This window comes from Sphingobacterium sp. (assembly GCF_039596235.1).
Lineage (GTDB): Bacteria > Bacteroidota > Bacteroidia > Sphingobacteriales > Sphingobacteriaceae > Sphingobacterium.
The window spans coordinates 729,675-752,363 of sequence record NZ_JBCNKE010000001.1; the positions used below are offsets into that span (position 1 = coordinate 729,675).

At 39.9% G+C, this 22,689-nt stretch carries 23 protein-coding genes; 13 read left to right on the plus strand and 10 right to left on the minus strand.

Features of this window, described 5'->3' with window-relative positions; translation table 11 throughout:
- Positions 1-35: 35 nt before the first annotated feature.
- The 4 genes from ABDW32_RS03080 to ABDW32_RS03095 all read left to right on the plus strand — a co-directional run bounded on the left by ABDW32_RS03080 (position 36) and on the right by ABDW32_RS03095 (position 4,441).
- A complete protein-coding gene (locus ABDW32_RS03080; RefSeq protein WP_343559182.1) occupies positions 36-1,871 on the plus strand; it encodes an alpha-L-fucosidase in 1,836 nt (611 codons plus the stop codon).
- 119 nt (positions 1,872-1,990) lie between these two features.
- Entirely contained in the window at positions 1,991-2,449 is a 459-nt protein-coding gene (locus ABDW32_RS03085; RefSeq protein ID WP_343559183.1) for a hypothetical protein, read from the plus strand.
- A 75-nt stretch (positions 2,450-2,524) separates the two neighbouring features.
- Positions 2,525-3,232 (plus strand): Sir2 family NAD-dependent protein deacetylase, encoded by a 708-nt coding sequence (locus tag ABDW32_RS03090; protein ID WP_077433065.1) that lies wholly within the window; start codon positions 2,525-2,527, stop codon positions 3,230-3,232.
- A 111-nt stretch (positions 3,233-3,343) separates the two neighbouring features.
- Positions 3,344-4,441: a DUF2891 domain-containing protein gene (locus tag ABDW32_RS03095; RefSeq protein WP_343559186.1), complete on the plus strand. Its 1,098-nt coding sequence runs from the start codon at positions 3,344-3,346 to the stop codon at positions 4,439-4,441.
- A gap of 81 nt (positions 4,442-4,522) precedes the next feature.
- Here ABDW32_RS03095 and ABDW32_RS03100 read toward each other — a convergent pair whose 3' ends face one another.
- Positions 4,523-4,873 (minus strand): helix-turn-helix domain-containing protein, encoded by a 351-nt coding sequence (locus ABDW32_RS03100; RefSeq protein WP_343559189.1) that lies wholly within the window; start codon positions 4,871-4,873, stop codon positions 4,523-4,525.
- A gap of 94 nt (positions 4,874-4,967) precedes the next feature.
- Between ABDW32_RS03100 and ABDW32_RS03105 the strand changes: the two genes are divergently transcribed.
- Both ABDW32_RS03105 and ABDW32_RS03110 read left to right on the plus strand, forming a co-directional pair.
- Entirely contained in the window at positions 4,968-5,339 is a 372-nt protein-coding gene (locus tag ABDW32_RS03105) for a DoxX family protein (protein WP_343559192.1), read from the plus strand.
- A 158-nt stretch (positions 5,340-5,497) separates the two neighbouring features.
- Complete coding sequence (locus ABDW32_RS03110) at positions 5,498-7,690, plus strand: catalase (RefSeq protein ID WP_343559194.1); 2,193 nt, start codon at positions 5,498-5,500, stop codon at positions 7,688-7,690.
- Between the two features lie 61 nt (positions 7,691-7,751).
- On the opposite strand, the gene ABDW32_RS03115 is transcribed toward ABDW32_RS03110, so the two are convergent.
- Complete coding sequence (locus ABDW32_RS03115) at positions 7,752-8,225, minus strand: ankyrin repeat domain-containing protein (protein ID WP_343559197.1); 474 nt, start codon at positions 8,223-8,225, stop codon at positions 7,752-7,754.
- A 121-nt stretch (positions 8,226-8,346) separates the two neighbouring features.
- The gene (locus ABDW32_RS03120; protein WP_139351003.1) at positions 8,347-8,499 is read right to left on the minus strand and encodes a lmo0937 family membrane protein; all 153 of its coding nucleotides are present in this window, start codon (positions 8,497-8,499) and stop codon (positions 8,347-8,349) included.
- Positions 8,500-8,680: 181 nt separating this feature from the next.
- Here ABDW32_RS03120 and ABDW32_RS03125 point away from each other — a divergent pair, with 181 nt between their 5' ends.
- Together ABDW32_RS03125 and ABDW32_RS03130 are read left to right on the plus strand one after the other, a co-directional pair.
- Positions 8,681-8,968 (plus strand): hypothetical protein, encoded by a 288-nt coding sequence (locus ABDW32_RS03125; RefSeq protein WP_343559201.1) that lies wholly within the window; start codon positions 8,681-8,683, stop codon positions 8,966-8,968.
- A 68-nt stretch (positions 8,969-9,036) separates the two neighbouring features.
- A complete protein-coding gene (locus ABDW32_RS03130; RefSeq protein ID WP_343559204.1) occupies positions 9,037-9,537 on the plus strand; it encodes a CinA family protein in 501 nt (166 codons plus the stop codon).
- Between the two features lie 52 nt (positions 9,538-9,589).
- On the opposite strand, the gene ABDW32_RS03135 is transcribed toward ABDW32_RS03130, so the two are convergent.
- A complete protein-coding gene (locus tag ABDW32_RS03135; protein ID WP_343559207.1) occupies positions 9,590-10,771 on the minus strand; it encodes a glycosyltransferase in 1,182 nt (393 codons plus the stop codon).
- Between the two features lie 5 nt (positions 10,772-10,776).
- Positions 10,777-10,899 carry a hypothetical protein gene (locus ABDW32_RS03140; RefSeq protein WP_262507804.1) on the minus strand — a complete coding sequence of 41 codons (123 nt, stop codon included), beginning with the start codon at positions 10,897-10,899 and terminating at the stop codon, positions 10,777-10,779.
- 312 nt (positions 10,900-11,211) lie between these two features.
- Here ABDW32_RS03140 and ABDW32_RS03145 point away from each other — a divergent pair, with 312 nt between their 5' ends.
- The gene (locus tag ABDW32_RS03145; RefSeq protein WP_254846165.1) at positions 11,212-11,595 is read left to right on the plus strand and encodes a DUF202 domain-containing protein; all 384 of its coding nucleotides are present in this window, start codon (positions 11,212-11,214) and stop codon (positions 11,593-11,595) included.
- A 240-nt stretch (positions 11,596-11,835) separates the two neighbouring features.
- The gene (locus ABDW32_RS03150; protein ID WP_343559224.1) at positions 11,836-12,819 is read left to right on the plus strand and encodes a hypothetical protein; all 984 of its coding nucleotides are present in this window, start codon (positions 11,836-11,838) and stop codon (positions 12,817-12,819) included.
- Positions 12,820-13,171: 352 nt separating this feature from the next.
- Here ABDW32_RS03150 and ABDW32_RS03155 read toward each other — a convergent pair whose 3' ends face one another.
- The 4 genes from ABDW32_RS03155 to ABDW32_RS03170 all read right to left on the minus strand — a co-directional run bounded on the left by ABDW32_RS03155 (position 13,172) and on the right by ABDW32_RS03170 (position 18,181).
- Positions 13,172-14,749 carry a Na+/H+ antiporter gene (locus tag ABDW32_RS03155; protein WP_343559227.1) on the minus strand — a complete coding sequence of 526 codons (1,578 nt, stop codon included), beginning with the start codon at positions 14,747-14,749 and terminating at the stop codon, positions 13,172-13,174.
- 273 nt (positions 14,750-15,022) lie between these two features.
- A complete protein-coding gene (locus ABDW32_RS03160) occupies positions 15,023-15,922 on the minus strand; it encodes an alpha/beta hydrolase (protein ID WP_343559230.1) in 900 nt (299 codons plus the stop codon).
- Positions 15,923-16,229: 307 nt separating this feature from the next.
- A complete protein-coding gene (locus ABDW32_RS03165) occupies positions 16,230-17,912 on the minus strand; it encodes an FISUMP domain-containing protein (RefSeq protein ID WP_343559233.1) in 1,683 nt (560 codons plus the stop codon).
- An 80-nt stretch (positions 17,913-17,992) separates the two neighbouring features.
- On the minus strand, positions 17,993-18,181 hold the full coding sequence (locus tag ABDW32_RS03170) for a hypothetical protein (protein WP_343559235.1): 189 nt from the start codon (positions 18,179-18,181) through the stop codon (positions 17,993-17,995).
- Positions 18,182-18,688: 507 nt separating this feature from the next.
- Here ABDW32_RS03170 and ABDW32_RS03175 point away from each other — a divergent pair.
- From ABDW32_RS03175 to ABDW32_RS03185, 3 genes are all read left to right on the plus strand, one after another.
- Positions 18,689-20,494, plus strand: coding sequence for a serine hydrolase (locus tag ABDW32_RS03175; RefSeq protein ID WP_343559237.1), 1,806 nt, complete (start codon positions 18,689-18,691; stop codon positions 20,492-20,494).
- Positions 20,495-20,533: 39 nt separating this feature from the next.
- Positions 20,534-20,800: a hypothetical protein gene (locus tag ABDW32_RS03180; protein ID WP_343559239.1), complete on the plus strand. Its 267-nt coding sequence runs from the start codon at positions 20,534-20,536 to the stop codon at positions 20,798-20,800.
- Positions 20,801-20,912: 112 nt separating this feature from the next.
- Positions 20,913-21,623 carry a hypothetical protein gene (locus tag ABDW32_RS03185; protein ID WP_343559242.1) on the plus strand — a complete coding sequence of 237 codons (711 nt, stop codon included), beginning with the start codon at positions 20,913-20,915 and terminating at the stop codon, positions 21,621-21,623.
- 16 nt (positions 21,624-21,639) lie between these two features.
- Here ABDW32_RS03185 and ABDW32_RS03190 read toward each other — a convergent pair whose 3' ends face one another.
- Positions 21,640-22,650, minus strand: coding sequence for an AraC family transcriptional regulator (locus tag ABDW32_RS03190; RefSeq protein ID WP_343559245.1), 1,011 nt, complete (start codon positions 22,648-22,650; stop codon positions 21,640-21,642).
- Between the last annotated feature and the right edge of the window lie 39 nt (positions 22,651-22,689).

A 22,689-nucleotide genomic window follows, 5' to 3' on the forward strand; every position in this document is an offset into this window, starting at 1 on the left:
GCTTAAACTCGTTATGTACTCGATAATTTAACTTTATGAAGTTTCAAAAGGTTTCTCTTTTTGTTCTTTTAGCGTCGGCATGTTTCAACGTCAGCGCACAGAACACAACGTCAGCTCAAAAAATGCAGTGGTTTGAGGATGCCAAGCTGGGTGTTTTTATTCATTGGGGGATATATTCCGTTGATGGTATCTCAGAATCATGGTCTTTCTTCAATAATTATATTAACCACGATAATTATATCAAACAGCTTGATGGTTTTACCGCCAAAAACTATAAGCCAAGCGAATGGGCTAAATTGATCAAACAAGCTGGGGCGAAGTACAGCGTCATTACAACAAAACATCATGATGGAATCTCTTTATGGAATACCAAAGCGGACAAAGCCATCACCACGGTGAAAGATGCCGCTGCCAAACAGGATGTTATTACACCATTTATAGAGGCTATCCAACAGGAGGGGCTACATACCGGTCTCTACTATTCTTTACCAGACTGGAGCCATCCTTATTACGACGTATTTACCCGTGCAAGAAAACGCTACGAACTGGCTAAGGAGCCCGATCGTTGGAACCATTATGTTGAATATTATCAAAAACAGTTAAGCGAGTTATCACAACAATATAAACCCGAATTGATTTGGTTTGATGGGGATTGGGAACATAGTGCTGAGGAGTGGAAATCTAAGGAAACTTTATCACTGTTGCGCAAATATAACCCCAATATCATTATTAATTCGCGTTTGAATCACCATGGCGATTACGAGACTCCTGAGCAAGGCATTCCAGTAACCCGGCCGGACGCTAAATTCTGGGAACTTTGCTATACCATGAATGACTCTTGGGGATATCAGCCTTTTGATAAGAAATACAAATCACCCAATATGATTATCCGTACGTTGGTCGATTGCATCTCCATGGGGGGCAATCTCCTTTTGGATATTGGTCCAAAAGCGGATGGGAGCATTCCAGAAGAGCAGATAAATATTTTGAAGCAGCTGGGTAGATGGACGAATAAACACGCAGCCGCTATTTATGGAACTAGAGCAGGTATCCCATTCGAAAATTATAACGGTAAGTCCGCTTTATCAAAAGATGGAAAAACCCTTTATCTCTATGTATATGAGCAGAAAACACAATTGCAACTTAAGGGATTGCTGAATAATTCCGTTCAACGGATTTCCGTTGTCGGGGATGCGGCTTCGAAGGTGACGGCAACAGCTTCCGATGCAACGATCCAGTTGGATCTGACGAAAGTGAACTTCGATCAGGATGTCACAGTATTGGCAGTGGAATTTAAGGATAAGGTTCAGTGGCAAACCCCGCAGGAAAAAGCGGTAAGTTTGGTATCTGTGTTAAATAATAAGCATACTGTTACCGCTTTAAATCAGATCGCATCAACCCTGCACGATGGAAAAAATATTTTTGATCATTCCGGTTTGACTTTAGACGGTTTGGAAACCAAGCTGCCGACAGGAAATCTGACAAACCCAACTGTATTAGATTGGATAAAAAATCATGCCGAAGCACTTTATGAAACTGGAAAAGGACTGCCGGAGGGACATTATGAAGGATTAAGCGCAGTTTCCAAAGATCGTCAGACCCTCTATCTTTTTGTCGAAGGGACACCGACAGGACCCATCGCGTTAAAAGGAATAAAGAATGGGATTGCACGGATTCGGTTGGTAGGAGAAGGTTCTATGATCAATCATGAAACTTTCAATAAATTATACTGGAGCAGTATTCCGGGGATCGTTTATATTCAGGCACCAAAGGAACGCCTGGATAAAAATATGACTGTTATTGCCGTACTATTGGACTCACCCTTGGCATTGCACCGTGAGAAAGTTGGCGCAATTGAAAATAACCTTTAATCGCTGCTAAACAAAATATTGGCGCCCAAGATGATAGCATCTTGGGCTTTTTTATCCAGTCAAAATAATTTTTGTTGCCGCTGTTATGGCGGGAATTATTTTTATGCTAACTTAGGACGATGAGTCTATTATATACCTCTCTTATAGCGCTGTCTACGGCCGTGCTATGTATTTCCTGTACTGCGGGAGATGGCAATAAAGTGGAGCGACAACGTGCAGATTCGCTGACGAATGAAGTGGTTAAAGGAAAAATGAGTTTGGAACGACTGGCCAAATCAGATGAATTTATGTATTTCAATAAAAAATACTTTTATGAACCGGCTGATTTGAAGGCGATACCTAAATTTGACAAGGTGCAGATTCAAATTGTAACCTATCGCATTTATAAACATGTTAAGCTGTCAGACAACCGTTATCATTTTGCTGTAAAACAAGCAAAAGATCTGCATATCCCCAATAAGGCTTTTGTCTACTATCAACGTTCTTTTGATGAGATGAACCGAAAAGCTGCTACTAGTAAAGATTCGATCCGACTGGAACTTCCCGATGACTATGCTACTAAATTGCTAAAAGAATAGTGTATTTGTTTATTATCTAAAAAGTATCCTTTCGAACCCAATAGATTTATTTATTTTTAGGGACTAAGCAAGCAAATGGAAAAGAAAAATATTGTTGTTTTAACCGGAGCAGGTATTTCAGCTGAAAGCGGGATACCAACCTTTAGGGATGCAAATGGATTATGGGAAGGACATGATGTGATGGCTGTTGCTTCTATTGAAGGCTGGAAGAAAAACCCAGCACTTGTTCAGCAATTTTACAACCTTAGACGGAAGGCAGCGTTAGCCGCAAAACCAAATGCAGCGCATCTCGCTTTGCAGCAGTTAGAGTCGGCCTACCAGGTCACCATCATTACGCAGAATGTAGATCTGTTGCATGAGCAGGCCGGATCTACAAAGATTATACATTTACACGGTCGATTGGATCAATCCAAGTCGTCCATTGACGATCGTTTGATTTACCCCATTGAGGGGGATGAAATAAAGATGGGAGATCTTTGCGAAAAAGGCAGTCAATTGCGACCGAATATCGTGTGGTTTGGAGAGGCTGTTCCAGAGATTGAACGGGCAATGGCCTATGTTTCTAAAGCAGATATCCTAATCATCATCGGAACTTCCCTGCAGGTTTATCCAGCGGCCGGACTGCGACAATTTGCACCAAGCTATTGCCGCTCATTTTTGATAGACAAGCAGATTCCGGATAGCACAAGATTGGGGCGTATAAAATGCTTTGAGGAGGCCGCGACTGTTGCGGTTCCTATTTTGGTAACTCAGCTGCTTCAGGAAGCCTCAGTTGGAGAATGATATAACAGTGCATTATAAACACAGGTAGTTTACGGTTTGAACGAGGAGAAAGTTGCGTAAAACCTCATAAATAGGATAACTTTATTGAGAGATAGATTAAAAACTTAAAAAATGAAAAGAATAATAGGACTGATTTGTAGTTCGGTATTGGCCATTTCTTGCCACAATAACTCGGCGATCAAAGTAAATCATAGTACAAACAATGCGCCGATACAATTGGATAGTGCGCAAGCAAGACATTTGCTTACCTTGCCCTTGCATTGTATTGAAGTTGAATATCCGAACAAATTGGGACAGGTACTCGGAAGTGACAAAGATCTAAAAGGGCCACGCGCGCTACATCCAATTTTTTACGGCTGTTTTGACTGGCACTCTTCTGTTCATGGCTATTGGTCAATTGTCCGAATTTTGAAACAATTTCCTGATCTAGACAAGTCTGGCCTGATCCGGAAGCAGCTCAATCAGATTATTACAGCAGAAAATGCGGCAACAGAATTAGCATTCTTTCAAGATAAAAATAATAAAAACTTTGAGCGCACCTACGGTTGGGCCTGGTTATTACAACTGCAAAAAGAGTTATTGACCTGGAAAGATCCCGATGCGGAACGCTGGGCAAAAATTCTGGATCCAATGGCAAAACATATTATGAAAGCCTATCAGGAATATTTGCCGAAATTGGTGTATCCAATTCGTACTGGCTATCATGATAATTCAGCTTTTGGTCTCTCGCTGGCTTTAGATTATGCAAGGGGAACCAATAATGTTGCCTTTGAAAAATCATTAACGACAAATGCGGTAAGGTTATATGACCATGACAAAAATTGTAATATTTCCTTTGAGCCTAGCGGTAGTGATTTTCTTTCCCCTTGTCTTGAAGAGGCGCTATGCATGAGTGCGGTTTTGGGGCAAGATGAATATCGCAAATGGCTAAAGGACTTTCTTCCGGAGCTTTTTAATCCAGACTTTAATTTGGAACCCGGCATTGTAAAAGATCGTACAGATGGGCATCTAGTTCACTTGGATGGATTGAATTTTAGCCGGGCCACCTGTTTAAATGGTATTGCTAAGGCACTGCCTGAGCTGAATCATCTACATGGTCTCGCCAATAAGCACTTAAAATATTCATTACCAAATATCACCTCCAAGGATGACTATATGGGCTCCCATTGGTTGGGGACTTTTGCACTTTATGCACTTTCTAAAAATTAGGCCCACGGTCTGCTAAAAGCTGGGATTGGATCGACGCTTACAGCACTAAGCTACAGTTTCTGAATTTACAGAATCTGTAGCTTACATATTTGTCTCGCCCCATTCATCCATAAGTACTAAAATTTTTTCCAATGAACGCCCCAATGCTGTTAGTTCATATTCTACTTTGGGTGGTACTTGTTGATAAACGATCCGATTGATCAGTTTATCCTGCTCAAGTTCTTTCAATTTGGCAATCAGCATGCGCTCTGAAATACCGACAAGTCTTTTTCGCAATTCACCATAACGCAACCTTTCTTCATGTAGGAGATAGGAGAGGATATTTATTTTCCATCTTCCCCCAATTGCGGATAAAGTGAAAGCGATGCCACAATGCCCTTTCCAGAAAGTTTCGTTGATATTATTTGTGGAGCTTTCTTTTCTGTTATTCATACTTACTTTTCTGTTGGTATCATACAATTTCGTGCGTACTGTTATTGATGCAATTTAATAAAGAAATTTGTAGCTCATCTTATAAAGTATAAAAATGGAAACAATAAAATCTATCGTTCATTGGTTGAGCTACGCCTATTACCTCTATGTATTTGGTTATGCTTCCTTATTTAAAGTTTTTCAGAAACAGTCCATGATGCAGAGTATGGATTCTTTGGGGTTTAACAAAACCTGGACATTAGGCATTGGAATAGGCGAGTTGCTGGGTGTTATATTACTTCTTATAGGTTTGTACAAACCAGAATTCAAAACAGTAGGAATTTTACTTTTATTTCCATTTGCGATTGGTGCTTTTACGGCACATATGGCTCATCAGGAATATAATCATTATTATAATTCATTACTAATGTGTATGCTTAGTATTATCCTTCTTGCGACCGACAAAAATTTTAAAATTAGTATTTAGTGTTCTGCTAGCCCAGCAGTGTTATGAGAAGACAAAGCCAGTGACACACAACTTACTTTAGAATTAAACAAAACGATTTCTTTTCAGGATGAGTTCATAAGAGAGACCACAGGTCATTTTAACAATTCTATCCATCGAGTAATAAAACAAAATCTATTATGACGAAGAAAAGAGAACGCATTGAAAAAGCAGAAAATCAGGTTGAAAATGAAAAAATAAGATCATTAAACCAGCATATCTCTGATGCAAGTGGTGAACAGATGAGAACAGATCAGGGCGTTAGGATCAATGATGATCAAAACTCGCTTAAAGCTGGCGAGCGGGGTGCCACGCTATTGGAGGATTTTATTCTCCGGGAAAAAATTACCCATTTTGATCATGAACGTATTCCTGAACGTGTGGTACATGCCCGTGGGGCGGGAGCGCATGGTATTTTCAGGTTATATAAATCGTTGGGTAATTTAACAAAGGCTGGCTTTTTGAATAACACTGAAATCGAAACTCCCGTTTTTGTACGTTTTTCAACTGTCGCAGGTTCCAGAGGCTCAACAGACCTTGCTCGTGATGTACGTGGTTTTGCGGTTAAATTTTACACGCAAGAGGGTAACTTTGATTTGGTGGGCAACAACATGCCTGTATTTTTTATTCAGGATGCCTTGAAATTTCCGGATCTCGTGCATGCGGTAAAACCTGAGCCTGACAACGAAATTCCTCAGGCGGCTTCGGCGCATGACACGTTTTGGGATTTTATTTCCTTAATGCCCGAATCTACCCATATGGTCATGTGGCTCATGAGTGACCGTGCTATCCCGCGGAGTTATCGGATGATGGAAGGTTTTGGTGTACATACTTTCCGGCTTATTAATGAAAAGGGGGAGTCAAATTTTGTGAAATTCCACTGGAAACCTTTGCTCGGTGTTCATTCTGTAGCCTGGGATGAAGCGCAAAATATCTCGGGGAAGGATCCCGATTTTCATCGGCGTGATCTATGGGAGGCAATTGAAAGCGGGGTTTTTCCAGAGTGGGAGCTAGGTATACAGATTATTCCTGAAGCCGATGAATTTAAATTTGATTTTGACTTATTGGATCCGACGAAAATTGTGCCTGAAGAATTGGTGCCTGTCCAGCGGATTGGAAAGATGACCCTCAATAAAAATCCCGATAACTTTTTTGCCGAAACAGAGCAGAGTGCTTTTCATGTCGGGAATATCGTGCCAGGAATAGATTTCACAAATGACCCCTTGCTCCAGGGGCGGCTATTTTCGTATACAGATACTCAGCTGATACGCCTGGGCGGTCCTAATTTTCACGAGATCCCGATTAATCGGCCCATAAGCCCATCACATAACAATCAGCGTGATGGATTTATGCGTCAGCGCATTGACAGAGGTAAGACGAGTTATGGGCCAAATTCTTTGGGTAACAATGATCCGGCTCAGGTTAAAGAAGCCGAGGGAGGTTTTACGAGCTATCAAGAACGCATCGATGCTAAAAAAATAAGAGGCAGAAGCGCGAGCTTCCGCGATCATTTTAGCCAGGCACGGTTATTTTTCCATAGCCAGTCCGAACCCGAAAAAAATCATCTGATCGATGCCTTTCGTTTTGAATTAGGAAAGGTTAAAGCTGTCTCTTTACGCCAGCGTATGATTGGTATCCTGTCACTGGTAGATGTAGAATTGGCTACTAAAGTGGCAGCTGGACTGGGACTCAAGCTGCCCCAAAAACCAGAACAACCTATTAATCACAGTATCCCCGCTGATGGTAATCCAGCCGATTATGAGCCTATTCAGGTGAAAGCAACCCTGGAGAAATCCAATGCTTTGAGTATGGAAAACACAGTTAAAAATACCATTCGGAGTCGAAAAGTTGCTGTACTTGCTGCGGATGGCGTAAATGGGGAATCCTTAATGAAGGTTACAGAACTGCTAATGGGAGAGGGTGCCGTTGTACATGTTATTGCTCCTAAACACGGTGAAATAATTGCATCTAACAAGTCAAAGATATTGGTGGAAGAGAGCTTATTGACCGGAGCATCCGTCTTATACGATGCGGTATATGTGCCTGGAGGAAAACGTAGTGTAGCAACACTGGCAGGAGAACCCGATGCGATCCATTTCTTGAATGAAGCTTTCAAGCACTGTAAGGCAATCGCGATTGACGCCGAAGCAAAGGAGATCTTGCGGCAAACTTATTTTTTCGAAAAATTGCCGGCTGAAAGTTCTGAAGTTCCGACATTGGCTGATGGAGTTTTTATTGGAGAGGATCCCGCTATCTTGGCGGATCAGTTTATAAAAGCAATTGCAAAACACCGATTTTGGGAACGTGAAAAACTGCGGCAGGTGCCAGCTTAATGCAAATTTGCCATACAAAAGTAAAGCCCGTTTTAAGCGGGCTTTACTTTGAAATACTTATTTAGTTTTGCAATATTGTAATGGCGGCTTCATTACCTTGTTGTACCGCTAGATCCATAACCGAAAGTCCACGCACATCCAATAAGGTTTTGTTCGCCCCTTTTTCCAACAGAAGTTGTAATACCTCGTTTCTGCCAAACATGGCAGCAAACATAAGCGCTGTTCCACCATTTCCATGCTGTAGGTCTAAATTAGCGCCATAGTGGATTAAAAGTTCCGCAATGTCTTTATATCCTTTAAAAGCAACACCCATAAGCGCAGTATTCCCTCCCAGATCTTGAGCGTTAACGTCCGCACCTGCTTCCAACAAAACTCGTGCAGCTTGAATTTGATTATTATAGCAGGCAATAATTAATGGCGTATAGCCTTTATCGTCACGACAATTCAAATCAATATCCTGTCGGATAAGTTCTTGTAGTACCGCAATGTTTCCTAATCGTGCTGCGTGAATAATCACTTGTGTCATTTGTATCATAGTGCTATCTTTTAATATTGCAAAGACATTTTTTAAGAAGCTCTTTTGTTGGAGCCTTAATTTTAAACATAAAGTTATCTAAAAGCCAGTTTCAAAGTTTCCCAGCTTTTAGATAATTCAATCAAGCCGCACCCCGGATTACCCGTAATAACACAACTATAATTGCGATGACCAACAAGATGTGGATTATATTTCCTGTCGCATAACCTCCAAAAAAACTGATTGCCCAAATGATTACCAAAATGACGGCAATGATGTATAATAAATTTCCCATAATATTGATATATTTTTCACTAAGAACAACAGCCGTTTGATGATTGTTTTATAATAAAAAAAACAAACGATCTGCTGCTGACTACGGTTATCTGTTAAAGTTTCTATTTACTAAAGTTGAATAATCTACGATATATTGTTTCCCTTTTATTCAAGAAGGATAAACTCAAAAAAAGAACACAATGGCAAAAGCGTATTTACAAATAACCTTAAAAATCAATCCTAGTGAAAAAGGTGCAGTAACAGGCATATATGACAAATTTCAGGACGCGTTTCTTGATCAGATAAAAGGCGCGATCGCAATGGAACTACTCGTTGGAGATGAGCATGTTCAGCTATTGCATGTTTTTGATACAGCAGAAGACGCTCACGTTTTCCTATCGACCGAGTTGTTCAATAACGATATCCTTGTCGCATTAAAATCCCTTGCTGTAGATACACCTGAGATCAGAATTTATACCGTTTTATAGTGCCGATATTTGTGGAACAGTTATTCCAGTAAGAAAGAGATAATTTCTGAAGTTCAATTCAAACAAGTATGGACAAAATACAGTTTTCCGAGGTATTGCTCAAGCGAATTAAGGATTCGCTATTTGCTCGTCAGGAGCGTTTAGCCGTGGCTGAGAGTGTCACAGCGGGTATTTTGCAATTTGCCTGCGCGCAGATGGAAAATGCGACAGATGTATTTGCTGGAGGCATTACAGCATATACTATCGAAGAAAAGACTCGTTTATTACAAGTCGATGTCAAGGAAGCCGAGCAATGTGATTGTGTCTCTCCGGGGATTACAGAACAAATGGCGGCTAGGATAACTACGTTATTTCAGACGGGATGGGGCATTGCGACCACGGGTTATGCAACGATTGTGCCCGAATCAGAAGGAAAACTATATGCCTTTTTTTCAATCGCTTACCAAGGTCAGGTTTTAATTACCGAAAAAGTTGAGCTGGATCCGCAAACCGTAGCTGAAGAGGCTCAGTTTACGTATACTACGAAAGCCCTACAGGCATTTTGTTTGACCTTAGAAAAATCATTTTAAAAGATTAGACAAAATATAAGGAGCAGTCCTTTTTGTGGACTGCTCCTATTCCCTATGCTTCTTGCTTTAAATCAAACGAGTGATAATCCTTATAGTGGACTAAAGACCTTATTGGTGTGGTCAATGTCGATAAAAGTGCTATATATGATTTAGCGACCATCTTCCAGGTTGTCTGTTCCCCGTAACTACGGGCTTTGAAGCGATGCCAGGCAAGTAATCGCCGAGACTTATAGAGTAATTTGATATGCTGACCCATTTTTTTGATATCATTGAATGGTGTCAGAATTCCCCGATCATCTTTCAGAAGATCTGCTGCATGCCAATAAGGTGTTGATATAACAGCGGCTCCCGCGCCAACAGCAAAAGATAGGGTACCACTACTGATCTGTTGTTCATGTTGATAAGGAGACAAGTAAATATCACAAGCAGTTAAATATTCTTTTAACTGCTCATCCGTTAAAAATTCGTCCACAAAAACCACTTTATCTTGCAATTGCAACTGTTCTACCAGACTTTTTAATTCAAACCGATAGGATTCACCTTCGTGGGCTAATACATTCGGATGTGTTTTGCCGACAATGAGATATTTGAAATTTGGTAAATCTAGGCCTTCCAATGAGCGGATGGCGTACTCAAGTCCTTTACTTCGGCCGATCAATCCAAAAGTCATCATCACAAAATAATCCTGAAGACCCAATCGATACTTTGATAGACCCTGTCTGTAGTCAAATTGTGGTACACCATGTGGTATAACGTTGATTTTTTTAGGGTCAACCATCGGAAATAGCTCGTTTAACAATTCACTTCCCTTTGGCGATAAGGCTACCACGGCTTGCGATTTTATAAGAAGCGCTTCCATAATTTCCTTTTGACGCAATGAGGGCGATTGTAATATGGTATGAAATATAGTTAACAAAGGTATAGTTAAATGATTGACCAGCTGATTGATAAATACCCCGTCAGCACCACCGAATATTCCATATTCGTGCTGTACAATACAATAGTCGTACTCCGCATTGATAATATGGCTGGCTTGGATATAACTGTCTAGCCTTTCCTTATCTATAACAAAGCGTACTGATGGATCGAACTGTTCAATGCCAGATTTTGAAACGGCGATTACATCCACGATAATATCTTTGTCCGCGCTCATGCCTTGTTTAAGATCTTTTGAGAACGTTGCCAATCCACATTCCTGGGGTGGATAAGTGCTTATAATAACGATTCTTTGCATAATACCTAGGCCTTTTTTGTTTCTTCTTTCTCGTTATTTACCGGGATATCCAAAATAGCCATCAATAATAGATAATATCCCTTTTCTAGTCCCATTTTTTTTGCTTGTTGTTCTATATTATTTTCCATATTAAGTATTATGATTAAGGTGGTATATTGTTTTCCTTTTGTAAATCAAAAGCTGTACCCAAAAGACCGTATTTGTATCATACCCGTAGTTTTCAAATGCCGAATCCGTAAAGTTTGCGGCATTAACCGCAAAAAAACACTGCAACTAAGTATTTTTCTCTTAGTGAGGAAATTTATTCCTTGATTGAAAAAGGTATTGTCGTAGCTATTTATTTTCTATCCTCATTCTAAACAATAAGCGCCAGATAATGGTTTATGTACGAAATCACAATAGCGAGAATATGTGAAGTCTTAAACAGTACTTATTAGGATATGATAGAAAAGAATAATTCAAAAAAAATCAATGATCATTTGGCCAATGAGCGCACTTTTTTAGCCTGGATAACCACCAGCTTGGGTATCATGGGATTTGGTTTTGTCGTCGTTAAGTTTTCGTTGTTTATACAGCAGGTAACCTTAATGCTCAACTCAAAAAAGACCATGGATATTGAACCCGAATATTCTGGGATTGTTGGTGTTTCCATCGTTCTTATAGGTTCTGTTACTGTTGTATTGGCTTATATCAAATATAGGAAAGTGGCCAAACAGATTGAAGCGGAGAACTTTACTTACGGTTCGTACGGAATTGCTTTGATGTCGGCTTGCTTTCTCATTATTGGCCTGTTATTAGGTTGGCACTTGGTCGAGAGCCTATAGCATGACTTTCTAAATAGAACAGTGTAATTGACATTCCCTTCTTTTTTATTTGATCAAAAGTGTCCGCTACAAAATAGGTCATCTATGCATACCCAAATTAATTAGAGGGGAGCATTGAAAGCTTCAGGAAAATACTTTGTGGAGTTTTTGCAGATAGTAAATAGACCGTGACGGATATTAAAAGGTTCTCTATAAAATGATAAATAGCGTGTTAATTTGTACCCTCGTAATACGATAGATATGAATAAAATAACAACGACTTTACTGTTTACAATATTGTATGTCAGTGGATGTGCGCAGGAGGTAAAAGATAAGGTAATGTCAAGCGGCGATCGGATAAGCTATCTTTCTGAAAAGGTTCATCGGTTCAAGCAAGAGCCACTGTACCAGCTGGAGGTCGAAAGTGTTTTGAGTTTCAGTATTCTGATGAATGGCTGTCCTGTTTATTCGAATTTTGATCAAAGGCCTGGAATGGCGAGAGTGGATATCAATCCATATATCCTTAAAAGTGGTCAACAACAGGTTACTATAGCGCTTTATCCTGGTTACGATGGCCAAGGCACGGTCAAACAGTATCTCGAAAACGGTAGCAAATTTTCCCTTAAAATTGAGAAAACAGGTTGGGATAAAGGTGGTAATTTGAAGACTCCGGAAGAAATTGTTTTGTATAAAACTGCTAATGAAACAACAGATTTAGCGAAATTGAAAACGTACAAAAAAGATATTCACTTTAAAGCCGATGTTCCTTATCAGCTCAAGGGATGGACAAATGGGCAGGATTTGACCCAATTGGATCGCGTACAGTTAGAACAGCAGGTTCTCAGCTTCTATAGACAGATGTTATCTGCTTTTGAAAACAAGGAAGACGATGATCTAAATACAAAATTCCTAAAGGCGGATGCGGAATGGTATCAATCCTTGTACTTCCCCAAAGATATTATTACTAAGTTCCAAACGACAAAGGGTAGGAAGGGGAAGTCCGTTGCAACAACTTTATCAACTTCAACGCGAAATTCACGTACATTTTATTCGCTCCAGAATTACGATCTGAAATTTTACGGAGATGGCCGACTGGTTCGGCTAGAATCGCGGGAGGGCGCTAATAGGGGTGAATCTTTGTTAGGCTATGAAGACATCGATAAAAACGGCCTAAATAGAAAAACTTTTGTCGATATGCTGTTGTATATGCCCAAAGGATCGAACTCCCTGGAGATTATTAGATAAAAAGCCGCTCAAAAGAACTTGTTGGATTATTCTTGATAAATAAAACCCCTTGCCGGAAAGACTAAGTGGTACCCTCATATAGACTAAGAAAATAATTACTAAAGATTTTTTGTGTTTTCAATGAACGCTATCGCAGCATCTATGTAATTCTTTTTTGCATTTTTTATGACCTCCTGGGTTTCTCTATAGGTTAGTTTTGTCTTACCCATTTTTGGTGTCATATCGATGTGGTGAATATCCGTCCGCATAATTAATCGTTACGGAAATAGGTTAAGCTCATTCTACGCTTAAAAACATTGATCCAATCGTATTTTTAAGCGTAGAATGAGTAGAACTGAGATCCAAATTACGATTAACTTTTCATATTCATTCGTTCTTCCTGAAGATCAAGTAAACGAAGATGTTTTCGAATGATTTCTTCGTCCAACAGAAGCTCTTCTCGATTTTTATTGATTAACCAGATCCGCTGAGCTTCCAGGATATCGATATAGATTTTTCGATACTCGGCATAGTTAATGATGATTTCTGAACTGGTCAATTGATTTTCATATTTCTGCAGCTGGTCTTTCAAAGTCGGAAAGCTATCTATTTTGTCGGCATAATCTTTACGGATTTTCTCTACCGCTACCTGAGCAAGTTTGTTTTGAATTTCGTAATCAATCTCCTTTTCTGTCCGTACGAAATCCCGGTCTATCGGTGGAAATTTCTTTAATAAAAAAGGAAGAGTGAGCCCCTGTACCAACAATGTTAACAGGATAGCAACGAATGTGATGAAAAGGATCAGGTTTCTCTGCGGAAAAGGTGTACCGTTCTCTAAGGTAAGGGGAATTGAAAGTGCTGCGGCTAAGGAAACGACACCGCGCATTCCTGTCCAGCCAATGATCAGTGGTGTTTTCCAGCCCGGAGACTGTGCATCGGCCACGGTGATGAAATTTCTCATCACTAAAGTGGTAATCACCGCGCCATAGCCAGCGAAGATTCTTACAATAATCAGAACAGCAGTAACCGCAACTCCATAACCGATTGCGGTAGTGATATCAGTATCGCCCAAACCGTTTACAATTTCAGGCAGATCCAAACCAATGAGCATAAAGACAATTCCGTTCAGCAAAAAGCAAAAACTTTCCCAAACCGTTACAGTACGTATTCTAGAAGCGCTACTCAAAAAATCGTGGCTGCGGTAGGAGAGAAATAGACCACCACTTACCACCGCCAAAACGCCGGAAGCATGCAGCTCCTCGGCGACCAGATACATTGAAAATGGCGCGATAAAAGTGAGCAATATGTCTGTATTGGAATCTGTTGGTAGAATCTTGTGCATTTTCAAGAAAATATAGGCAAGTCCAAGTCCGATACCTACACCACCGACACACATCCAGACAAAGCTTCCTGCGGCCTCATACCATACAAATTGACCTGTGGCAGCAGCTATCATCGCAAAACGGAAAATAATCAGCGAGGAAGCATCATTCAGCAAGCTTTCGCCTTCAAGAATTGAAGCCAGCCTCTTCGGTACTTTCACAAATTTTAATATTGCACCGGCGCTCACAGCGTCAGGAGGAGAAACGATTCCTCCCAATAAAAATCCAAGGGCTAAAGAAAATCCAGGAATAAAGTAGTTCGCGAAAACCGCTACTGATAATGCGGTGAAAAATACCACCACAAAAGCAAAGCTAAAAATAATCCGGCGCCATCGCCAAAGTTCCTTCCAAGAGGTTGACCAAGCCGCTTCATACAATAATGGTGGTAAGAAAATAATAAATATTAATTCAGGTTCTACTTTTATAGCTGGTACTCCCGGAATAAAACTTATTAAAAGTCCCGCCAATACAAGCAAAACAGGATAAGCTACCTGGATTTTTTTTGCCAGCATAATGAGCATGGTAATCAACAGAACCAAAAATAGATAGAATGCGAAATTTTCTAACATGTATTCGTTTTAGATACATAAATATATATTAAATTTTTAAAAAGATTTAAGGGCCATTTAAAATTTATACCAAGAAAGCATGGTGAAATGTCCCTTTGAAAAGCTGATTGTTTTAATACGCATTAATAACAATAATAGCATGAATGTTATCTGGAAACCTTACAGTAGACGTCACAAAAAAAGTATAAGTCAACGATGGGAAAAGAGTCAACCCCTTGGGGGCGACTCTTTTACGTTGATGATATAAATGCTATACGGATCTGTCAAAAAGCACTAAAATGTCGGTGCTGCGGTGTTCAGATCAGAATTCAGAAAGTCATCAATCATCGGAACTAACCAATCCATACGGTACATCATACCGATATGTGTTGTTCCGGGGAGGATAGCCAGACGAGATTTGGGTAATCCGTGTATATCGCCCATTTTCCCACCTCCTAAGGCACGAAATAATGCCAATGCATGTTCATACTGTATTCCATCGGCATCGCCGATGGCCATAAATAAGGGGGCTTTTATTTGCTTAGCGTCTTTGGACCAGTCATAGGGCTCCAGATCGATGCTGATCACTTTCTTTACAAATTCGGGAAAATGTTTTGGATCATTACCGAGGCTGTCGTATTGCTTCTCGATTGGCGAACCTTTAAATATATCCGCCGTTATCGACGAATAGGATGCTTCTACATCAGGCCACCATCCGTCATGTGCATAACTACCTGACAATACAATAAGTCTTCGTACCTGCTCGGGATGTCGTATAGCCAGTTGAAATGCTACGCCACCTCCCATGCTATAACCCAATATGTCGGCGCTATCTATTTGAAGATGTTTCAATAGTCCGGATACATCATCGGCCATTCCTTCATAACTGATTTTTCGTGCAATGTCTCTGGTCCGCCCATGTCCTTGCATTTCCGCAACTATTACTTTCCGACCTTTAAACATGGGGATAGCCTGAGACCAGTTCAATGGGATTGTCATATAAGATCCGTGGAGTAATACAAGAGGTTTACCCTCGCCGTAAACTTCATAATACATTTTTAATCCATTCACATCAGCATAACCCGTTTCGGATGGTTTGGCTGTTTTAGCAGTCGACCTGTTTTCCGGAGAGTCCGTACGATCGTTTTTCTGCTGTTGACAGGATAGTAATAATGTAAAAAATATTACCATCATTCGTCCTAATGTTTTTTTGGTTTCCATATTTGTCTGATTGTTAAAATTTTATAAGCAAATCTATCCATTTTTGATGTTGGGTTTAGACCGTATATCCGACAATTTCAAGGGGGGAAAACGACAAACGGACAAATATCATAGCAATATCTGGGAAAGGGTGGCTCTTTACTAAAAGCTATCAGATAACAGACAAGAGAAAACCTGAATTAGGAAAGCTGACTTTGGGACATAACCTATAAGAGAGGAGCTACAGCTCCTCTCTTATAGGTTAATTGACTCAGGCGACCAAAAAAATGTGGTAAATCCTTTATTCAGCTACACAACGGATCGGAAAAGCCTGAAATTTATTCATAACATTATTATCTCCGGGTGTAGTTACCATCGTATCCGTAGAAGATCCCTGTAGATAATAGATATTGTTTCCCTCGGTATAACTTGTATGGAAATAAGCAAATTGTCCGCGATGTTCATAGCCCAGTGGACCATAAATACCTCCATAATCATGTGTTTTAACACGGCCACCTACAGGAAGAGTCAATTTCACATTTTTGTTCCGTATACTGGTCAGAACTTTTGCAGCACTGTAATTAGACTGGCTAGCAGCCCATAACCCGATATTGCTTGCTGTTGTGCCACTGATTAGGAATTCGGCTTCCCTTTTGGTGGGTATACGATAACCACTCGGACAAGGATCAGCAGCAGTTTTTACGGGTGCATTTTCAGTACCACTATTCCAGGCATTGTCTGGTTGTACAATATTTGAACTCCAATTCGTTACACCGGGCCAGTTCGCGGTTCCTATTGCTGGTATTCTTCCCCATTGATAAAAATTACCGTAGAGATCCATGGTTGAAGGATCCTGATCAGGGTCGATGTTGATGCTGGCACCTGGGGCACCCAAGTCATAGCGCATCCAGATGACCCCATTGATACGCGCTGCTTTTTGTCCCTGATGATCCAGGAAAACATCTTTTGGATTGATACGGATCCGGAGATCATATTTCACGCCCGGACTGATAACCAAATTATTAAGAGAGATAATATTTTGCGGGGTCAGAGGTCCAATTGTAATAGATGCTAGGTTCAACTTACCAATAGAGGTCGTGGCATTCAAGATTACTGGATTTGAAACAATAGTTGCCGTATTGAGCGTTTGAAATATAAGTGGAACATTTCCAACTTGGTCTGCTTGCGATGGCACGCCATTAGATAATTGAATAGTCGTTGTCAGAAAGTGAGGACTAATCGAAGCACTGATGGCAGTAACCTCATATCCAGTCGCCGAAGCATCAATGATTGTGGTGATCATGCTCATCTTATGTGCCAATGTAATATCTATATAATTGACTGTGTTGCCACTGACAACCATATTGTCTTTTCGAAAATACATAAAGTCCGTACTGCCGGAAAGTCCCTCTAAACTTGATGTCGTTAATGTTTTGTTTGCTGGATTCGCAAAAGTAATCGAAGGAAGATCTGTTGCACTGTTTACGGAGTAAGCAACAAAGGTATAACTTTGTCCGGCATCCAAACTCAATTGGGAGGTACTGTTTTCGCTTCCACGAATATAATCCCGTTCAGTGACATATTCCCCAGAGGAATTATACACGGCCATTTTATAACGTATTCCCGGATCAAGCGGTTTTGTTTCTGTACTGGCCTTGATGCCTGCTTTCGTCGTAATAGACTCATGCGAGTAGGCCGGAGCCAGCTCTGCAACCAGCGTGTATTCATCATTGAAAGCGGTCTCCTGATACTGGACTTTGTTATTATCGGTGGTATGAAGTCCTGTTGCTGATTTTTTTTCTATACTTTCTTCATTGTCATAATGGTTGCCCAGTATATTGACTTTAACCACAGCTTTTTCTGCTGAGACAGTAGAATGGTCATCTTTTATATGGCAGCCTGCGAGGGCAAACAAAACAATAAAAAGTAAAGCCGCCATTCCGCAGATAGAATTGAATCTGTTGTTGAAAATCTTATTCTTCATTTTTTCTATTTCGGTTAATAGTAAGTTTGTTAGTCAATTATTCTTATCAAGTAGCGTCCCTATATTCAGGCTCAGGTGGGCTACCAGTCGAGGTCTGTTGATGTTTCCGGCATGTTTTGCCACTCCGTATTTACATTGCCATTAGGTTTGGTTGTTGCCGAACCTGCGGCAATTTCAGCCTCCATTCTAACATGTACGATTTTTATTTGGGGTGGCTCGTACTTCACCTTTGTCAAATTGACAAGTATGTTTTTATTTACGGTTCTCATTTCTCGGTTTTTTAATGGTTTTCTTTTTAATTCGCTGTAACCTGATGTCCCATCAGCTTTCTGCGTTATATTTATAAATTTTACTATGTATATGGGTTTCAGGACACAATTAAACGAAAAGGACCTTGCCAAAGAAAATTGGATAGGATTAATATCATTTTCATAATAGTAGATTTTTTCCAAATTTACAGAAGTCCCGAATAGTGAAAAATCGCTAGTGCTAGTGATTTTTCCTGTTTTGGATTTAAGCTTGCATATTTAATTTTGGAATGTTTGTCGTATCGTTCGATTCTGAACATTTGGTGTCCGATTATGATCAATCTCTGATTATAAATATATTTTAGTACGTTGGTTAACAGTAGTATACTGTTTTGGCAAACGAGTTGATTAGGAAGTTAATCGAGAAGATTGCGTAAAAGATCAAGCGAAAATCAACCGCTTTTTTGCAACAAAAACCGAAAAAAGCGACGTGAATTATATTATTCGGAATCTAAAACTTAACATCTTATGAAGGTCATAAAATCTTTACCTATTGCCCTTATTTTCGGCCTAATGGTCGCAACAGCTTGTGCGCAAACCGAAAGTCAGCTCCAAAAAGAAATTTCTGCTGTTGAATCGGGGCTGATACCACCTGTCCGCTTTGTGGGGGAGCCATCTTGGGATATTGCCTCACGCATGAAGTTTTATAATATTCCTGGTGTGAGTATAGCTGTTATCAAAGATTCCAAGGTAATCTGGAGTAAGAGCTATGGTGTTGTAGATCTTGAATCCAAGGCTCCAGTCACTACTAAAACATTGTTTCAGGTTGCTTCGATGAGTAAGCCGGTCAGTGCTTATGCTGCGTTAAAAGAAGTAGAGCTTGGTAAGTTAGCTGTAGATACGGATGTGAATTCATTTTTAACGTCATGGAAAGTTCCAGAAAACGAATGGACCAAAACGAGGAAAGTCACCCTCAAGAATATCGTCAGCCATACTGCTGGTTTCACGGTAAGTGGATTTCCAGGATATAAGGTAACAGATCCTATTCCCACGGCAGTGGAGGTGTTGAAAGGGGAAAAGCCCGCCAATACCCCTGCAGTCTTTGTCGATAAGCTTCCGGGAGCAAATTTTCGCTATTCAGGAGGTGGATATACTGTGATGCAACAGATGCTTATCGATATTGAGAGGAAAGATTACACAAGCATTATGAATGAGAAAGTACTGCTGCCATTGGGAATGAAGAATAGCACATTCGCACAACCACTTCCAGCCGCACAGGCAGCGCTTGCCGCCACAGCCTATTCTGCAGATGGAAAGCCTGTTGAAGGACGATATCATGTTTATCCGGAGCAGGCTGCAGCAGGATTGTGGTCTACAGCTGAAGACTACGCCAAGTTTGTGATTGATATTCAACATACATTGGCAGGCAAAAGCAGTACAGTTATTTCCAAAAAAACGGCAGAAGAGTTTACCAGTCCTTTCATTGAATCCTTTATCGGTCTAGGGCTGTTCATTGAAAACTATGCCGGAGCGGTTTACTTTTGTCATGGCGGCTGGAATGAAGGTTTTAGTTCTTATTTTATAGGAAGCAAGACAAGTGGTGACGGGGTGGTTGTACTAACAAATACCAACAAACCCTTATTTGTCAACGAACTCGTTCGCGCTGTTGCTTTAACCTATCAATGGCCAAATTACATTGCTCCAGCTAATAAAATTTTACCGTCAAGCGCAAAAGAGCTGAGTTCATATATCGGTCGTTATCGTGCTGATAAATATGGAATCATCAAAGTCTATATGGAAAATGATAAACTGATGGCTATTCAGAATCTGGACGCACCCGTTGAACTGATTAAAGTTGGGGTAGACACATTCGCAATGCATGACTGGGATTTTAAAATGGCCTTTGTAAAAGATAAAGCTACAGGTAAGCAGGAGCTTGTTCAGGTCTTGCGTGATAAAACAATCCATGCCAGAAATCCAAAACTTAATGCAGGCGATATTATTCCGCTGGAGCTGATTTTAGAAGGTCATTTTGAACGGGGAGTTAAAGCTTATCAACGGGCAAAACAAGAGGACAGTGGGCATCGCTTGCTTTCAGAAGGTTTTCTGAATGGCACAGGTTATGAGCTCCTTTCTCAAAAGAAATTGACCCAAGCGATCGATATTTTTAAGGTCAATACTATCTTATACCCAAAGAGCGAAAATGTATATGATAGTCTGGCAGAAGCATATCTGAAAGCAGGTCAGAGAGACAAAGCAAGGCAATGCTATATAAAGCTGCTCGAAATCAATCCTAAAAATGAAAAAGTAAATAGGATTTTAGAAACCTTATAATAAAATTGTGATGAACTAATTTTTTGCTAATTTGTGCACATGTCAATGCACGCAAATCGCTATCAATTATTTTCCAGAGAGATTCTATCGATCTGGAAAAACCAAGATGTCTCCTATATTAAAGTGGAAGAATTGTCTACCATCGAAGGAATTACCTTTTTTGAGCTGATACCTGATTCGGAGCTTTTGGATGGAGGAGAACAGGATACGCTTTATGCGATTGATTCGGAGGATGTCGAGGATATGCTATTATTCAGCAAAAATATTAAGTTTGTGGTCCATAGTATTTATTTGGAAGAAGATTAAGCGAATTGGACTTCTCTCTAACACATATGTGAATATTTTTTATTTTTTGTAGCGTGGAAGATATGTTTTACGTATGATGTAAATAGCACATTATATAGTAAACCAAATAATTATGAAATTAATCCGAGTGTTTTCCTTGATAGTTCTTTGTGCAGCTTGTAAAAAAGATAATCAGTCCTACGAAGAGCTCTATAAAAAAGCTGATGAAAAACTTGTTGAAATTGAGGAGTTGATCAAGACATCATCGTGTAGCAATCTCAGCAGTTTGCGAATTGATAGTGTTAGTGGCGGGTATAATGGTGGCTACAATGCTGTTTACAGATACTTCCCTGTAGGTAATAAGACAAAAAATGCCTACAACAAACTGAAATCCGAGTATATGTCGTTGTTGGAGGCCGCTAGAAAATTAGATGAACGGCCAATATTGGCTATGTTGGTTGAATCTGAGCCTCACTTTGGAATTGGTTGTATGGATGGCTCCCCGAAAGTACTGTTGGCATCAGATTTTAACCTTGAGCAAACGAGAGAAAAATTGAATACGAATATAAGCGCATTAGAAACTTTCTATGCTAACCCAATCTGTGCTAACCCGAGTAATTGGTATGCGCTACCGATAGTTAAAGACTGCAAATTGAAATATGTGCTATTTCAAAATGATTCAAATAACGAAAGCAGAAGGGATTTTAATGCTATTTATCGTCAACATAAAGCCTTATCTCGTAGACTGGCTAAATTGGATCCCAGCTATGTAAAATGTGAAAATTTACTTGCTTCTCCCAAAGGTGTACGTTGTGAAAACAATAAACCGGTGATAGAAGAATAGCAGATTGCCGTAAGTTTTATTTTATTGAATCTTTCTCAGCATATGTATCCGCTTTCTTGCGAAATTGATTGGGGGCTATGCCACATTGCTTTTTAAATGCGACGGAAAAGGAGGAAGGTGATGAGTACCCTGTTTTGAAAGCAATCTCTTTGATGGATAGATCAGTTGTTTTTAATAGCGAGATTGCTTCCTGAATATGTATTTTTGTTGCAAACTGGAAGAGGCCCATGCCAAATATTTTCTTAAATTCCTTTTTCAGTTTATATTCATTAACGCCAAATTTGATAGCCAGTTGCTCGATTGTATAAAATTCTCTGGTATTTTTTACAATGAAATCCTGGATCGTATAGAATAAATTGGCCTCGGTTTCTCCAAAACTACCGCTCATATCGCTTCGCGTTTTTTCTTGATCGATCCATTCAAATAGTAATTGCAGCAGGATCATCGTTCTACCTTTCATAAAATACTGTCGTTGAATACCCTTTTTGCGACAGGATCTCATTTCCTCAAGGATATGAAGCATCTGTGGACTGATTGGAATGCCGTCTTCAACAAGTCGGACAAAATTATTCTTGTCAACCTGAGCGATAAATGAATCTATCAGCTGTGTTTCCGCAACAAACTGATGGAAATAGTCAGATTCCACATAGATATCAAAATTGCGATAAGCGATGTCTTTCCTGAAAAATATTTCCACATCTGATTCAGATGGCGTGAAATAGATATAATTATGCTGGGGTAGGTAGCTGTTGTGCTTATGGTTAATGCTGTCCTTGAGCAGATGTTGATTCAGGAAAAAGGCGATTTGAATATAGTTTTTTGTTGAAGTTTTATAGGTTAATGTGATATCCTGAGCATAGGTATAAGCATAATCCCTGATGATAAATTCCGGGCTGTCGTAAATATAGGTTGTGGTAAAACTGCCTAGAGGACTTGTCAGATGCTTTACCGTTTGCTCATCTTCATCCTGAGCATAAAAACATAATACTTCGTCCATCAGTTCCCGATTTGTTTTAATTGCTCCCATATTCTAATGTTTTTCTCCCGAATTCGAAATTTGATTGCC

Bases quoted from the DNA above. Each gene is read 5' to 3' on its own strand.
- ABDW32_RS03080 (WP_343559182.1), top strand. From the start codon at position 36: ATGAAGTTTCAAAAGGTTTCTCTTTTTGTTCTTTTAGCGTCGGCATGT.
- ABDW32_RS03085 (WP_343559183.1), top strand. From the start codon at position 1,991: ATGAGTCTATTATATACCTCTCTTATAGCGCTGTCTACGGCCGTGCTA.
- ABDW32_RS03090 (WP_077433065.1), top strand. From the start codon at position 2,525: ATGGAAAAGAAAAATATTGTTGTTTTAACCGGAGCAGGTATTTCAGCT.
- ABDW32_RS03095 (WP_343559186.1), top strand. From the start codon at position 3,344: ATGAAAAGAATAATAGGACTGATTTGTAGTTCGGTATTGGCCATTTCT.
- ABDW32_RS03100 (WP_343559189.1), bottom strand. From the start codon at position 4,873: ATGAATAACAGAAAAGAAAGCTCCACAAATAATATCAACGAAACTTTC.
- ABDW32_RS03105 (WP_343559192.1), top strand. From the start codon at position 4,968: ATGGAAACAATAAAATCTATCGTTCATTGGTTGAGCTACGCCTATTAC.
- ABDW32_RS03110 (WP_343559194.1), top strand. From the start codon at position 5,498: ATGACGAAGAAAAGAGAACGCATTGAAAAAGCAGAAAATCAGGTTGAA.
- ABDW32_RS03115 (WP_343559197.1), bottom strand. From the start codon at position 8,225: ATGATACAAATGACACAAGTGATTATTCACGCAGCACGATTAGGAAAC.
- ABDW32_RS03120 (WP_139351003.1), bottom strand. From the start codon at position 8,499: ATGGGAAATTTATTATACATCATTGCCGTCATTTTGGTAATCATTTGG.
- ABDW32_RS03125 (WP_343559201.1), top strand. From the start codon at position 8,681: ATGGCAAAAGCGTATTTACAAATAACCTTAAAAATCAATCCTAGTGAA.
- ABDW32_RS03130 (WP_343559204.1), top strand. From the start codon at position 9,037: ATGGACAAAATACAGTTTTCCGAGGTATTGCTCAAGCGAATTAAGGAT.
- ABDW32_RS03135 (WP_343559207.1), bottom strand. From the start codon at position 10,771: ATGCAAAGAATCGTTATTATAAGCACTTATCCACCCCAGGAATGTGGA.
- ABDW32_RS03140 (WP_262507804.1), bottom strand. From the start codon at position 10,899: ATGGAAAATAATATAGAACAACAAGCAAAAAAAATGGGACTAGAAAAG.
- ABDW32_RS03145 (WP_254846165.1), top strand. From the start codon at position 11,212: ATGATAGAAAAGAATAATTCAAAAAAAATCAATGATCATTTGGCCAAT.
- ABDW32_RS03150 (WP_343559224.1), top strand. From the start codon at position 11,836: ATGAATAAAATAACAACGACTTTACTGTTTACAATATTGTATGTCAGT.
- ABDW32_RS03155 (WP_343559227.1), bottom strand. From the start codon at position 14,749: ATGTTAGAAAATTTCGCATTCTATCTATTTTTGGTTCTGTTGATTACC.
- ABDW32_RS03160 (WP_343559230.1), bottom strand. From the start codon at position 15,922: ATGATGGTAATATTTTTTACATTATTACTATCCTGTCAACAGCAGAAA.
- ABDW32_RS03165 (WP_343559233.1), bottom strand. From the start codon at position 17,912: ATGAAGAATAAGATTTTCAACAACAGATTCAATTCTATCTGCGGAATG.
- ABDW32_RS03170 (WP_343559235.1), bottom strand. From the start codon at position 18,181: ATGAGAACCGTAAATAAAAACATACTTGTCAATTTGACAAAGGTGAAG.
- ABDW32_RS03175 (WP_343559237.1), top strand. From the start codon at position 18,689: ATGAAGGTCATAAAATCTTTACCTATTGCCCTTATTTTCGGCCTAATG.
- ABDW32_RS03180 (WP_343559239.1), top strand. From the start codon at position 20,534: ATGTCAATGCACGCAAATCGCTATCAATTATTTTCCAGAGAGATTCTA.
- ABDW32_RS03185 (WP_343559242.1), top strand. From the start codon at position 20,913: ATGAAATTAATCCGAGTGTTTTCCTTGATAGTTCTTTGTGCAGCTTGT.
- ABDW32_RS03190 (WP_343559245.1), bottom strand. From the start codon at position 22,650: ATGGGAGCAATTAAAACAAATCGGGAACTGATGGACGAAGTATTATGT.